The sequence below is a fragment of the Algibacter sp. TI.3.09 genome (assembly GCF_038154905.1).
Lineage (GTDB): Bacteria > Bacteroidota > Bacteroidia > Flavobacteriales > Flavobacteriaceae > Algibacter.
In genome coordinates this window covers 217,710-232,560 of sequence record NZ_JBAKAN010000005.1, presented here as the reverse complement: position 1 = coordinate 232,560, position 14,851 = coordinate 217,710, and the positions used below count along the sequence as shown (strand labels likewise).

The 14,851-nt window shown below is 31.9% G+C and carries 12 protein-coding genes; 9 read left to right on the top strand and 3 right to left on the bottom strand.

The window, feature by feature from the left end; translation table 11 throughout:
- From V6246_RS15765 to V6246_RS15740, 6 genes are all read left to right on the top strand, one after another.
- On the top strand, nucleotides 1-1,733 hold a 1,733-nt coding region (locus V6246_RS15765), incomplete at its 5' end, for an Ig-like domain-containing protein (RefSeq protein ID WP_341561410.1).
- A gap of 13 nt (nucleotides 1,734-1,746) precedes the next feature.
- Entirely contained in the window at nucleotides 1,747-2,682 is a 936-nt protein-coding gene (locus V6246_RS15760) for a PorP/SprF family type IX secretion system membrane protein (protein WP_341561409.1), read from the top strand.
- Between the two features lie 10 nt (nucleotides 2,683-2,692).
- Nucleotides 2,693-4,609, top strand: a complete 1,917-nt coding sequence (locus tag V6246_RS15755; protein ID WP_341561408.1) for an OmpA family protein — start codon at nucleotides 2,693-2,695, stop codon at nucleotides 4,607-4,609.
- A 180-nt stretch (nucleotides 4,610-4,789) separates the two neighbouring features.
- Nucleotides 4,790-6,670, top strand: coding sequence for a tetratricopeptide repeat-containing sensor histidine kinase (locus V6246_RS15750; RefSeq protein WP_341561407.1), 1,881 nt, complete (start codon nucleotides 4,790-4,792; stop codon nucleotides 6,668-6,670).
- Between the two features lie 21 nt (nucleotides 6,671-6,691).
- Nucleotides 6,692-7,441 carry a LytR/AlgR family response regulator transcription factor gene (locus V6246_RS15745; protein ID WP_341561406.1) on the top strand — a complete coding sequence of 250 codons (750 nt, stop codon included), beginning with the start codon at nucleotides 6,692-6,694 and terminating at the stop codon, nucleotides 7,439-7,441.
- Nucleotides 7,442-7,670: 229 nt separating this feature from the next.
- The gene (locus V6246_RS15740) at nucleotides 7,671-8,372 is read left to right on the top strand and encodes a VWA domain-containing protein (RefSeq protein ID WP_341561405.1); all 702 of its coding nucleotides are present in this window, start codon (nucleotides 7,671-7,673) and stop codon (nucleotides 8,370-8,372) included.
- A 96-nt stretch (nucleotides 8,373-8,468) separates the two neighbouring features.
- Here V6246_RS15740 and V6246_RS15735 read toward each other — a convergent pair whose 3' ends face one another.
- The gene (locus V6246_RS15735; RefSeq protein WP_341561404.1) at nucleotides 8,469-10,541 is read right to left on the bottom strand and encodes a hypothetical protein; all 2,073 of its coding nucleotides are present in this window, start codon (nucleotides 10,539-10,541) and stop codon (nucleotides 8,469-8,471) included.
- A gap of 558 nt (nucleotides 10,542-11,099) precedes the next feature.
- Between V6246_RS15735 and V6246_RS15730 the strand changes: the two genes are divergently transcribed.
- The 3 genes from V6246_RS15730 to rpe all read left to right on the top strand — a co-directional run bounded on the left by V6246_RS15730 (nucleotide 11,100) and on the right by rpe (nucleotide 13,253).
- Nucleotides 11,100-11,963 carry a sigma-70 family RNA polymerase sigma factor gene (locus tag V6246_RS15730; RefSeq protein ID WP_042497104.1) on the top strand — a complete coding sequence of 288 codons (864 nt, stop codon included), beginning with the start codon at nucleotides 11,100-11,102 and terminating at the stop codon, nucleotides 11,961-11,963.
- Between the two features lie 176 nt (nucleotides 11,964-12,139).
- Complete coding sequence (locus tag V6246_RS15725) at nucleotides 12,140-12,547, top strand: BLUF domain-containing protein (RefSeq protein ID WP_052415295.1); 408 nt, start codon at nucleotides 12,140-12,142, stop codon at nucleotides 12,545-12,547.
- A 43-nt stretch (nucleotides 12,548-12,590) separates the two neighbouring features.
- A complete protein-coding gene (gene rpe, locus V6246_RS15720) occupies nucleotides 12,591-13,253 on the top strand; it encodes a ribulose-phosphate 3-epimerase (RefSeq protein ID WP_159019254.1) in 663 nt (220 codons plus the stop codon).
- On the opposite strand, the gene V6246_RS15715 is transcribed toward rpe, so the two are convergent.
- The gene (locus tag V6246_RS15715; protein WP_341561403.1) at nucleotides 13,250-13,669 is read right to left on the bottom strand and encodes a CBS domain-containing protein; all 420 of its coding nucleotides are present in this window, start codon (nucleotides 13,667-13,669) and stop codon (nucleotides 13,250-13,252) included. The genes rpe and V6246_RS15715 overlap by 4 nt on opposite strands.
- A 200-nt stretch (nucleotides 13,670-13,869) precedes the next feature.
- Nucleotides 13,870-14,739: a zinc-dependent peptidase gene (locus V6246_RS15710; RefSeq protein WP_341561402.1), complete on the bottom strand. Its 870-nt coding sequence runs from the start codon at nucleotides 14,737-14,739 to the stop codon at nucleotides 13,870-13,872.
- Between the last annotated feature and the right edge of the window lie 112 nt (nucleotides 14,740-14,851).

The following is a 14,851-nucleotide window of genomic DNA, read 5'->3' as shown; positions in this document are numbered from 1 at the left end:
CTTGTGATACAGCTACAGTTTATATCGAAGTATTACCGGTAAGTGGTCCTGATAACGAAGCGCCTATTGCCAATGCAGATACAACTACAACGCCAGAAGGAACTCCAATTTCAATCCCTGTGATTGCGAATGATTTTGATCCTGATGGTGATACTATTTCTGTAACAGAAACTACAACGCCGGATAACGGAACAGTAACACTGAATCCTGATGGAACAATTACTTATACACCTAATGACGGTTTCATTGGTGAGGATACATTCACTTATACCATTTGTGATGATGCGAATCCTGCACTTTGTGATACCGCTACGGTTACAGTAACGATTCAACCTACAGATTCTCCGAATACAACTAATGCTAATGATGATGCCTTTTTTGCTTCAACATGTGGAAGTCTTACAGGTAATGTATTTGTAAACGATAATGATATAGAAGGTGATACGCAAACAATAACAACGACTACAGTAATAACTACTGAAGGTGTTACAGTTATTATTGATGCTAACACAGGTGAGTTTACTTACACTCCTATATCAGTAGACTTTATAGGAAATGATTCTTTCGTTTATAGTATTTGTGATAATAATGCTGACCAAGCTTGTGATCAAGCAACGGTTTATTTATCAATAACAGATTCTACGCCTCCAAGCATTATCAACTGTTCTATTAATGATGAAACTATTGAATGTGCTGGGGATGATAATGAAAGTCTTGCTACTGCATGGAACGATGCTAATATTGCTGCTTTAGAACTTTGTGCTACCGATGCTTGTGATTCAACATTTAGCGGTCAAGTTACTTCAGACTATGATTTTGATAACTTAGTTTCAACATGTGGCGCTAGTGGTACAATTACTGTAACATATACCATCGCTGATGCAAACAACAATACAACAGAGCTTGTTGCAACGTTAACTATTGCAGATACTATAGCTCCTACTCCAACAACTGACATTGAGGAATCATTGTTAGTAAATTGTGAAAGCGTACCAGAAGTTCCTACAATTGAATTTACTGATAACTGCTCATCGAGTGTAAATGTTGTTTTTGAAGAAACAAGTTCATTCGACGAAAGCAATCCTTCAGATTACGAAATAGTAAGAACATGGACTGTAAATGATGACTGTGATAATATCGCAACTTATACGCAAACAATTTCAGTTACATTAAACGATTTCATTACAACTGTTAATGAGAGAGCTTGTTCTGATGATGGAACAATCGACTTGAATGATTATTTAGAAAATGACCAAGTAGGTGGAACCTGGACAATTACTCAAGGTAACGCAAACTTAGACGAGAGTACATTCAATCCTGAAAATGTAGAGTTAGGTAATTATATCTTTAGCTACACTAACGCTAACAACGGTTGTTTAAATACTACTGAGGTTGTTATAGAAATTCATGATGAATGTATCGTTCTTCCTTGTGGAAAAGATGATGTAGTTATTTCAAAAGTTGTAACACCTAATGGTGATGCCCAAAATGAATTCTTTACAATCACTGGAGTAGAAACTTGTGGATTTGTTGTCGACTTAAAAATATTCAACAGATGGGGAGCTAAAATCTACGAGAATTCTAATTACCAAAACAACTGGAATGGTACTTCTCATAAATCGTCTGTAGGCGGTGCAGATAAAGTACCAAACGGAACATACTACTATATTATTAACCTAAAAAACAGTGGATTGGCACCTATAGCGAAAGCATTTTACGTAGGTTCTAAATAAACCCAAATATATTATGAAGTCATTAAAATTAAAACTCATTATTTTTATACTGGCCAACAGCTGGATTGGAGTAGCACAACAGCTACCCCAATTCACACAGTATATGTATAATACAATCTCTATAAACCCAGCTTACGCTGGTAGTAGAGAAACTTTCAGTATTGTTGGTTTACATAGAAGTCAGTGGGTTGGAGTAGAAGGCGCTCCTACTACACAAACATTGTCTATGCATACGCCATTAAGAAACGACCGTATTGGTGTAGGTTTGTCTTTTATCAATGATGAACTTGGTTATGAAAACTTCTCATATTTATACGGAGATTTCTCATACACGCTTCCAATAGGTTTAAAAGCTAAATTAGCATTTGGTCTAAAAGGTGGTTTTACACAATACCATATTGATCAATCTATTTTAAATGACCCAACTGTTGTTAACGATCAATTTTTTGATGATGTTTCTAATAGATGGAGTCCCAATATAGGTCTAGGACTTTATCTACACACCAACAAATGGTATGTTGGACTGTCTGCTCCTAGAGTTTTAAATACAGATTACAATAATGGTGGAAATGGGACTATTGATTACGTCGCTTTAGAACGTATTAGTTACTATGCAACTGGTGGTTATGTTTTCGATTTAAGCGCTACTACTAAATTTAAACCTGCTGTTTTACTTAAAGCAACAAATGGTGCACCTTTATCTTTTGATATGACAGCCAACTTTTTGTTCAATGATAAATTTTGGTTAGGTGGTTCTTATAGAATTAACGAATCTGCAGCTGCTCTTGGTTTTATTACCGATTTACAAGTATCCAAACAAATGCGTATTGGGTATGCTTACGAGTATCCGCTATCAGAATTAAACACGTACACAAGTGGAACTCATGAGATCTTACTTATGTTCGAAGTCTTTAAAAGTAAACGTATTAAATCTCCTAGATTCTTCTAAAAAACATATTATGAAATCAAATTTATTACTAATTATATTTACTATTTACGGTTCTATAATGTTCGGCCAAGTAAAGCTAGCCGATAGGTTTTTTGATAACTATGGTTATGTAAAAGCAAGTGAACTGTACCAAAAAGCTTTTGAAGATGGTGATGATAGCGAGCATGTTTTAACACGTTTGGGCGATTGTTATTACAACAATTCTAACTCGGAAAAAGCGGCCACCTGGTACGGGAAGGCTGTAAATAAATACGATGATATCTCATCACTATATTTATTTAAATATATTTCAACGTTAAAAAGTATTGGTCATTATGCTGAAGCTGATATTTGGTTGAAAAAATATTTACTACTTCAAAATGACGACACTAAAACTAGCGAAAACAATTCTGAAGATTTATTAAATTACGAAGAACTTAACACCGTTGATAAATCGTTATATATTACAATAGAGAACTTATCGATCAACTCTAAATTTTCAGATTTTGGTTCATTTGTACAAAACAACACACTATACTTCGCCTCTTCTAGAAGACTTGATGAAAACAAAAAATATGGTTGGAATAAAGAACCATTTTTAGATATTTTTGAAGTTGCTGTTAAAGAAAAAGCTTATGAGTTAGAGTTTGGATCTCCGCATTTAATTAAAGCTTCAAAAGTAAATACAGATTATCATGAAGCTACTATTACTATTTCGAACAATGGTAAAACAATGTATTTTACTAGAGATAACGTAACAAAAAGAAACGAATTAAATTTTGACAAAAAAGGGACTACTCACCTAAAAATTTATAAAGCGAGTCTTATTGATGGTCAATGGTCAAACATTGTAGAATTATCAATTAACGACGAAGTGTTTTCAACAGGACACCCTAGCTTAAGTGCTGATAATAAAAAATTATTTTTTGTATCAGATAGAGAAGGTGGTTTTGGACAAACTGATATTTATGAAGTTGATATTCTTCCAAACAATAAATTTAGCGAACCAAGAAACTTAGGACCGAGGATAAATACTGAAGGCCGAGAAATGTTTCCTTTTGTAAGTCAAGATAGCACATTCTACTTCTCTTCAGACGGTCGTTTAAACCTTGGATTGTTAGATATATTTAAATCGAATATTATTAAAGATAGCTTATCTCTACCTCAAAATTTAGGTGCGCCTTACAATAGTGGTTATGATGATTTTGCTTATTTCGCAGATCCTTCTGATAAGAATAAACGTAGTTATTTCTCATCGAACAGACCTGGAGGAGTTGGTAACGATGATATTTACACAGTGTATTCTAAAGTATGTTTTCAAACTTTAACAGGTACTACTAGAGATAAAAACACCAATGACATTTTAGGCTACACTAATGTTAAGCTTATAGATGAAACGGGTAAAATAATTGAAGAAGTGGCTACTACCGAAAATGGAGCTTATGAGTTTACTCTTGAGTGTAATAAAAATTACAGTCTTGTAGGAAGTAAACAAGGATATGTGGATGATAAAGCAAACTTTAACACAAGCGATAAAAATGAAATTGGAGTTGAACAAGATTTATTTTTAGGTTCATTAGTTGTCGGAAATCAAATTGTAATTAAGCCTATCTTTTTTGATTTTAATAAATCTAACATTAGACTTGATGCTCAATACGAGTTAGAGAATATTGTAGACGTATTGAGAGCAAACCCAACCATGGTTATAAAAATTGAATCGCACACCGATAGTCGAGGAAGAGATAAATACAACTTAAGCCTATCTGATAGGCGAGCAAAATCTACTAGAGATTATATACTTTCTAGGGGTATTGCAACAGAGCGAATAGAAAGCGCCATTGGTTATGGAGAAACACAATTACTAAACCAATGTAGTAACGGCGTTCGATGTACACAAGAAGAACACCAATTGAACAGACGATCTTATTTTTATATCGTTAAGAAATAAAATTACTCAACCATTATAAAAAAATCACAAGCCTTATAGTTTGTGATTTTTTTTTGCTTATTAATTTAGGTTTCTATCAAACCAACAATGAAAATTACATGCTAGTATTTTCCAAATCTCGATATTACAAACTCTTAAATTTAAAGGGCTTTTTCTATATTGCATTAAGTTTCCAAAAATATGCTCAACCTCTTTATTAAATATAAACACCCCACTCCTATTTCTAATATATTATGCATTTTAATATGCGGAATAATAGCATTTAATAGCTCTTTTATAAATGCTCAAGAAAAAATTAGTGAACCTCAACAGGTAGAAGCACTTTTATTAAAGTCGAAAGGACTAGCTCAAACAAATATTGATAGTTCTTATTTCTATTCTGCAAAAGCTGTTGAAAAATCGAAACTAATTAAGAACGATACATTGTTGGCAAAATCTAATTTACAACAAAGCAGTCTTCTCATTTTTAAAAAGGAGTTTTCTAAATCAGACTCTTTACTACAAGAAAATCTTACCAAGATTTTACCAAAACACATTAAAGGGTTAACCATACATAACCTAGCAACTATACAATACTATAAACAAGATTTTCAAAAAGCATTAGAACTTTATGTGCAAGCTGCCGGCATTTTAGAGCAAACAAAAAAAACAGAACAACTTGTTAGCACATATTCTAACATTGGTGCTATTAATGCTTCATTAAAGAACTATAAAAATGCTCAAATTTATTTAGAACGTGCTTTGGCTTTAAGTGATTTTGATGAAGTTGTAAAGCTTCAAATTCTAGTTAATTTATGCAACATATACTACAGTGAAAAGCAGTTTGAAAAATATACCGAAAGTATTTTTAAAGCAGAAGAACTTGCTATTAAATACAACTCTAAAAATACACTATCTACTATCTATAATAATTTAGCAATCTATTTTACAAATGATGGAGCAGATTATAATAAAGCAGTTTCTTATGGAAAAAAAGCCATTGCATTAAAAAAAGAACTTAATAGCACTAACACCCTCAACGTGACTTACAATAATGTAGGTAATGCTTACCTGAAAAGACAAGAATATCAAAAGGCCATCAGTTTTTTAGACAGTGCTAGCATTGGTGCTCAAGGTCTTTTAAAATCTTACATATTCAATAATCTTAAAGAATCTTACCTCGGCTTAAAGCAATATAAAACAGCTTTACATTATGCCGATTTAAAAGATAAAATTAAAGATTCTATTACTAACCAAAAGCAAAAAGAAAGTGTAGCCGAACTAACAGAAAAGTACGAGTCGGAGAAAAAAGAACAACGTATTAATATATTAGATACCGAAAACAAGCTACAAGCCCTTACTATTAAACAACAAAATTACCTACTTGCAGCCTTAGCACTTTTTGTTTTACTTATAATCATTTTGGGTTATTTTGGATTTAAAAGTTACAAAATACAGCAACAACTAGACAAGGTTCTATTGCAGCAACGCTTAAGAAAAATGCAATTAAACCCGCACTTTTTATTCAATGCTTTACAAAGTATTCAAAATTTTATTCATCAAAATGATAAGGAAAAATCGAGTTCATATCTTACTAGTTATTCAAAATTAATCCGATTGGTTTTAGAAAAATCTGATGACGATTTCATTAGCGTTGAAGATGATAAAGCAGCCATCGAATCTTATCTTACATTGCAACTACTTAATTACAACAATACGTTTTCATTCAAAATAAACATTAAAGAATCTGTAAATGAAGATTTTGATATGTTACCCACATTGATAACGCAACCCTTTGTTGAAAATGCCATATTACATGGTTTGAAAAATAATGATAACGGTATTATTTCTGTAACTTACTATAAGCAAGATTCGATTTTATATGTATCCATAACCGATAACGGAAAAGGTTTTGAAGTTAAAAAAGATGATTCTAACCGATTGCACAAATCTATGAGTATGGAAATCATAGAAGAACAATTAAAAAACCTCAACAAATCATCGAAAGACTTTAAAGGCGATATAGAAATAAAAACAACTTCTAATGGCACTCAAGTCCTTTTAAGTTTTACAACAATGTAAATAGAGTATCTTTGTCTGCCTATGGAAACTATATCTTGTTTTATTGTAGAAGACGATCCGCAGGCCTTTGCCTATGCGTCGTCTATTATAGAAACCTATCAACACATAAAAATAGTTGGTACTTCTAATACAATTAAAGAAGCCGCAATGCTAATAAAAGAACTAAAGCCAAACTTTATCATTTTAGACGTTTTTCTAATTGATGGTAATGCTTTTGAGTTTCTACCTCTATTTGATAATATTGATTTTAAAATCATTTTTACAACCTCGTATGCTAAGTTCGCCATTGATGCTTTTAAGTTTAGTGCTTTAGATTATCTATTAAAACCTTATGAAAAGAAGGACCTAATTCTGGCTATAGATAAAGTTGTAAGTGATCTTGAAAAAACAAATTACCAGCAGCAATTAAGCACATTAATGCATAACATTTCTAATAAAGAGCAATCTAAAAAGCTCATTTTAAAAACAACAGAAGCTATTCATATTGTAGATATAAAGGATGTTTTATATGCAAAATCGGATAATAACTACACCTCTTTTCGACTAATAGATGGCAAAAGTATATTGGTATCTAAACCGCTTAAATCTTTTGATGAAAAGTTAAAAGAACATCGTTTTTTTCGTGTTCACCAAAGTTTTTTAATAAACTTAAATTACATTACCTCTTTTAATAAACGCAGTGATGAAGTTGTTCTAAATGGAAACCATGCTATTCCAGTTGCTCAAAGTAGGAAAAAGAATTTACTTAATTATATTGATGAATTGTTCTAAAACCTCATCGTTTTTCACTTTTCAACAAAGACAAAATTTCTAGAATTCTCTTAAAAACCTATCTATTTCTAAATGCTTTACGGTGAATTCTCATTTGTCTAAATTTTCATCTTTAATAAATTTACATTTACTTCTTAGAAACAGAAACACCAATACGTCCTCTACCCTATTCCCTTCCTACTGAAAAATCATATTTCTAAACAAAAACAACTATTTAATTTTCCAAAAGATGAAAAAAACGATAACAGTATTTGCTCTAATTGCTATTTGCTCATTAATGCAATCTTGCTATGTGATGAAAAAATCTGATGATTTTTACAAAATAGAAACATCAACCCTAAACACGCTTTATCTTATTGATATTTCGGGAAGTATGGAAGGTATAGATGAAGGCTCTGTTAAAGACCAAGTAATGCGCGAAGTTGGTGACACAGCAGGAAATCAAGTTAGTAAAATTATAGGTGGTAAATTCGGTAACTTGTTAGGTAAACAAGTTTCTAATGAAGCTACAAAACTAGGTGCCGTAAAACGTAAATTAATACCCGCTATTAAAGGGTTACCTGATGGTAAAAAATTCGTGGTTTTCACTTTTAGTGATAACGTTACAAAACAGTCTACAGAATTTAAAGTAGCCGATAATGTATCGAGAACGGCTTCTAACTTTTTTGTAAAAAACTTAAAAGCTAAAGGAGGTACAGAGACGCTAGACGGCCTTTTAGAGGCTTTATCTATGGCAGATGTACAAGAAATAGTATTAATGAGTGACGGTTTACCTAACGGTAACCCTGAGGTTGTATTGAACGAAGTACGTAAAGCGAATATAAAAAATATTATTATTCACTCTATTGCCTTTGGTGATGATGCCGATTTAAATTTCATGAAAACTTTAGCTGAAGAAAATAACGGTAACTTTATTACATCTAAAATATAATACCAAAATTTAGACTGAAAAAGTAATTCTACAAAACATAAAAAAAGCTCAGTAAAATGAATTACTGGGCTTTTTTTTATACTTTAAATTAACATACTATTCTATTAATTCAGGATGACTTAAAATCAATTCTATTTTTTTAATAATCACGGTAATTTGATTCATTTGTAATTCAATATTTCTAAAAAATAAGCTGATATCTCTATTTACCCAACTTTCTGAAATTACACGTGCGCCCAAACTAATTCGCAACACAGCACTTTGGAAATCATTACCATATTTTACATTTACGGCCTGACCGATATGACATTTTTGAGCTGCGAGCCTTATAATCTCTAAAGACGCATCTTTAAAATAATCGGATAAATCTGAATTTAATAAAATATAAAGTTTCTTAACATTCTCTACTGATAAGGCTTTATCGTTTTTAAGAATAAAGAAAGGAAAAATGGTACGTATATTTCGTATTCCAAACTCTTCACTATTATAAGCATTGGCATTTGGAAGCTCTCCGTATAGAGGTTCTAAAAAAGAAGCATCTTTTACAGAATCGTCTACAAAATCGCAAAACATTTCAATAGCCATATTTCTGTATAGCATAGGCGTTTTAAAATACCTTTCCATTTCTACTATAGAGGCATTCCAGCGCATGTAAGAACCAAAATTATAACCATCTGGTAGATCTTGTGAGCAAAACCAAGATGCTGGCCATTCGGAACTATTGTAGTATTGTGTTAATCCTTCTGGAAATTTATTTTTAGCAGATTGAATTGAATCACTAACACTTTCTGGCAAAATTAACGCTCCAGAATACGGAGGGCCAGTAAAATATTTACTTCCTGTGATTGTAACAATATAGCCTTTGTTTAAATAGTTCTGCATGTCTTTAGGGTCCAACCTAAGTTGCGCAGCATCTACAATAACTTGTATCGATAAATTGTTTAGAGTATTTAATTTGATCATCATCGCTTCACTGGGTGATTGATACCCTAGTTTAGAATGATCCATGGTATGCAAAACAACATGCCTACCCAATTCATTAGTTTTAGATATGGCATTAAATATTTCATCATCTAATTGTTCAGTAGTTTTTAACGCACCATTTTCATCTCTTAAAGTAACTTTTATTAAATCGATATCTCTAAAACCTTCAATTCTATCCCCTTTGGTAACCGGGTAATTTAAGGCTGTTGTATTTTCAAAATGACATCCTTTTAATGCGCCGGGCACACCACTACCCGTTTCATCTGAAGCTACTAAAACATGTGTAATATCCTTATCGGAAATAATTTGGGTTATCGCCGCTATTTGAAGTGAAGAATCGGTTCCTGATGGTGAAAATATAATTTCACAGGCCTCATTCAACTTAAATATTCTTTTCAGCTTATCTTTTAATAATTCAGAAAACTCTATAGTAGTACCTTCAAAACCATTTTTCAGGCTATTCCCTATTAAAATACTACGTGCTTTATCTGTTTTATCGAAAGCAAAATTAGAAACACTAGTTGCCGTAGAAGATGCAAAGGTAAAAGCATCAGGTCTTGGAAATGGTCGGCAACCGTATTTATTAAGCAAATCAATTTCATCTATATTTAATCTAAGATCGCCACCAGCCATTAACAAAAACTCTGTTGGTTTTGCTAAATTTTCAATAATAGGTTTCCAAGATTCTTTATATATTTTATTGTTTGTATTTAAACCATGTAAAGCTTGCAGTCCACCATGTTCTAAAGCATCTTCTACACTTACCTTTTTATCATTCTTAATTAAATTTATTAAAAAATAACTAAGCGGTTCTAGTTTTTCTTTATCCTCTTTTGGTAATAGCTTATAAAAAATTCTAGCAACTTCAAGTGCTGCAATATCACATAAAACAGTATTACTTTTGTCTGTACCTAAAGCTTTATACCACAGTTGCCATTCAATAGCATATCTTAAATATACTAGAGCTAAAACGGGTTTACTTAAAAACAACGAACCTATAACAATCGACTTATTAGGCTCAATTTTAAATACATCTGGAGCACTGTTAGAGGTAATAATATTGATATTGTTTATTTTCGGGACTGTATTAAATCTTTTTAAAACATGAACCAGATAATTCACATTTTCTTTTTCAAACAAACTGGTTCTTTTATACTGATCTTCAATTAGTATATTATTCTTCATTGGTGGTTTAATTTAAAACGTTCTTACAAACGGCGTTCTCGCAGAGCTCTCTATTTTTTTCTAATAACTCTCAAGATTTAATACTTGTTCTAAGACTTATAAAGTATTAGAACGTTTAATCAATTTGACGGCAAATATAAAGTGTTCCTCGTTAGGATTAAAAGATTTTCTCTATACAGTGAAAATCAATTATTTTATTTAAATTACCTAGGTGCGTAATGTATGAAAATCTCCTTTAATTTTGGAACGACTTTATTAAATTTTGATAAAAAGCATGTAACTTTATCTCTTAAAACTCCACAACCTTCATTTTAGGTAAATACACTTATTGTGCCATTATAATGATACTTGATTAGTATTGAAATTTCGAACTCCTACTTTTGAACAATGCACATGATTTAAATTTATTCTACCCGAATATTGTGACTTTTTACATCATTTTGAGTCTAAATAATAAACGCCCTAAAAAAATAGTTTGAAAATTTTGTAACATTTATTGCTATATAAACGTATAACTATTGAATACCTTAACAAAGAACCTAAACAACATACTTTATAATGAGACAACTTAAAATTACCAAGCAGGTTACCAATAGAGAGACCGCATCGCTGGATAAATATCTTCAAGAAATTGGAAAGGTTGATTTAATTACTGCAGACGAAGAGGTTGAATTAGCACAACGTATTAAAGCGGGAGATCAAGTCGCTTTAGAGAAGTTAACAAAAGCTAATTTACGTTTCGTTGTATCGGTTGCTAAACAATACCAAAACCAAGGACTTACATTACCAGATTTAATTAACGAAGGTAATTTAGGTTTAATTAAAGCCGCACAACGTTTTGATGAAACGCGTGGTTTTAAATTTATCTCTTATGCTGTATGGTGGATTCGTCAATCTATTCTTCAGGCATTAGCAGAACAATCTCGTATTGTGCGTTTACCTTTAAACAAAATTGGTTCTATCAACAAGATTAATAAAACTTTTGCCTTTTTAGAGCAAAGTCATGAACGTCCACCTTCTGCTGAAGAAATTGCAAAAGAATTGGATATGACGATTAACGATGTTAAGGAGTCTATGAAAAACTCTGGACGTCACGTAAGTATGGATGCACCTTTAGTTGAAGGTGAAGATTCTAACTTATATGATGTATTAAACTCAGGAGAGTCTCCAAATCCAGATCGTGAATTATTACACGAATCTTTACGTACAGAAATTGAGCGTGCTTTGGAAACATTAACACCTCGTGAAGCAGATGTTATTCGTTTATACTTTGGTTTAGGAAACCAACACCCAATGACTTTAGAAGAAATTGGAGAAACTTTCGATCTAACACGTGAGCGTGTGCGTCAAATTAAAGAAAAAGCTATTCGTAGATTAAAACATACGTCTAGAAGTAAAATATTAAAAACATATTTAGGTTAGTAATTACACATTATTACGACTAAATTACAACTACAAACAGTTACAAAAATAACTGTTCGTTTTTTGATTGATGAAAGAACCCACGGCTGATTACCGTGGGTTTATTCATTTTAAACCTTTCTATCTTTTTATCCGTAAGCCTTTTAACTAAAACTTAATAATCTTATATTTGGCAAATGTTAAAAACCATTTGCTACACGAGTACTGTAAAACCCTCACTTAGTCTTTTAGAGTTTGAAGCTTTATTCAACGAAACTCAAACCAGAAACGATAGAAATAACATTACAGGCGTTTTGGTAAAGAAAGACAATCTGTTTTTTCAAATAATAGAAGGGCATCCCGAAGTTATTGACTCGCTTTTTGTACAAATAAAAAAGGATTCTAGACACTCTAAGATTTCTGAACTATTAAACGCCTCCATTTCTGAGCTCAGTTTTAAGGCCTTCGATACCGGATACACAGTTATCGAAGATATAGACACGCTGTATGGTTTACAACTTTATGTAGCAGCCTTAGAGCAAAATAATATTGAAAACAGCAGCCTCTTCTTGCAAATTATTGAAGACCTATTAACGGTCAACTAATAAAAATCCTTAGCTTTGCGGAAATAACACAAAACGAATACAAATGTCTTCTAAATTAATTGCTCCTTCAATGCTTGCTGCCGATTTCGGTAACTTACAACGCGATACAGAAATGGTTAATAACAGTGATGCCGATTGGTTTCACATTGATGTTATGGATGGTCATTTTGTTCCAAACATTTCATACGGAATGCCTGTAATTGCAGCTATTAAAAAGCATGCTACAAAGCCATTAGATGTGCATTTAATGATTGAAAAGCCAGAGCGTTATATTGAAGAATTTGCTAAAGTAGGTGCAGATATAATTACAGTGCACCACGAATCTACAGTGCACTTACACCGTACGCTTACTCAAATAGAAGATGCAGGCTGTAAAGCTGGTGTTGTTTTAAATTTAACAACGCCTATTTCTGTGTTAGAAGATATTTTACCTAAATGTTATATGGTTTTGCTTATGTCTATAAATCCTGGTTTTGGCGGACAAAAGTTTGAAGACATGACATACAATCGGGTAAAAAAACTTCGTAAAATGATTACTGAACAAGGTTTAAATACCCGAATTGAAATTGATGGTGGTGTTACCGATAAAAATATTCAAAAATTAGTTGAAGCTGGCGCTGATGTTTTTGTAGCTGGAAGTCACGTTTTTAAAAGTGATAACCAAATAGAAACCATTAAGCAATTAAAGGCCTTAGCTAATTCTTAAAATTCTCTAATAAAATAGTTTAATAAATCGGTTGTGGTAACAATGCCCACTAAGTCACCTTTGTCGACTACTGGTAGTGCGTGAAATTCTCTATTAGCTAAAATTAAAGCAACATCTTTAATGCTAGTTTCCGGAGCAACCGTTACTACATTTTTCACCATAACCTGTTCTATTGTAAAACTATTAAGCACTACAGAATCTAAACCAACATTATCGCTTCCAGCAAGCTCAGGGATGCTTATACGCATTAAGTCGGTATAACTAAGCATACCTATAATGCATTCTCCTGCAACTACGGGAATGTGTTTAATTCTATGTCTATTAAATAGCATTTCTGCTCGTTTTAAATCGTCTGAACGGGTTAAACCTATAATCGTCTTGGTCATTATAGAAGAAACTGGGATGTGCTCTCTCATGGCTTTCTGTTTTAATTACTAGAGTAAATTTACAGAACAACATGCGTTTATTTTATGACATTTATCACTTATCCCTTTGGGGTTATTCCGAAGTAAAAAAAAAGTTTAATCATTACGGTAAATTATAAATAACAGAACCTTGTTTTACCCAGCATCTACTTACAAAACATCATTTTTATAATAAATATCAGAACCGAATACTAATAGCTAGGGAAATCGAAATTCAGCATTTGCCGAACCTTAAAATAAATTACCGGAAATTGATTTCTAAAGGCCTGAGGTGTTTCAATAAAAGTTTCGACTATAACGGCAAGCAGCTCAAAATCGTTTGTAAAAGCATAGTCTCTTAGATATTCTGAAGTTACTAATCTCTTTTTTAAAAATTCATCACTAGAAATTAAAGCTCTTAGTTCATTAAACGTATCAATAAATATAATAGAATTAATATCTTCTTGATAAATACTATTAAAATGAATGGCGTGAGCAAACTCGTGAATTCCTAAATTTAATTTATCATCTTCAATACGGTAGCCCTCCATAAAACTATCCCATGATAAAACTAATGTTTTAAGCTTTGCATTAAACTCTCCCTTATGATACTGTTTATTTAATTGAGAATAATATCGGGTTGGATAGATAATTATATTTTCAACAGCCTCAATCATAAAATCTCTAAAACCAAAGGTTAACATCACAGCTGTAGCTGAAACTAAAACCTGCACTTGTTCGGAAATTAAAAAATCTTCTTTTCCAATAAATTGCTTTTTGTCTATGAATGACGCTACCCGATGCCTGAAATAAAGCTTGTTTTTTTCATCGAGCCTGTTATAAAAAGTGAATTGTTCTTCTAAAATTCGAATTTGCTCAGGCTTCATTTTTTTAATAAATACATATAAATGAACAAAGGCCGGACGCTTAGTAAAGAACGTATACATCATCTCCAAACCGTCTACAATAGACATAACAACTCTCTTTATAAACACGAAAATCATCACAATTACGACACCAACCAGAATAGCAACAATTATAGTTCCTATGTAGTATTTATCATTTTGGATTAGTAAGGTCATTTAAATTATGAAGGTTGAAATTAGATAATAAGGGTTCTGTAATATAGTATTTTTAAATATTCTAATAGCTCTTAAAACAGTTGTTTGCTTATACATTTCGAATTATTCATTT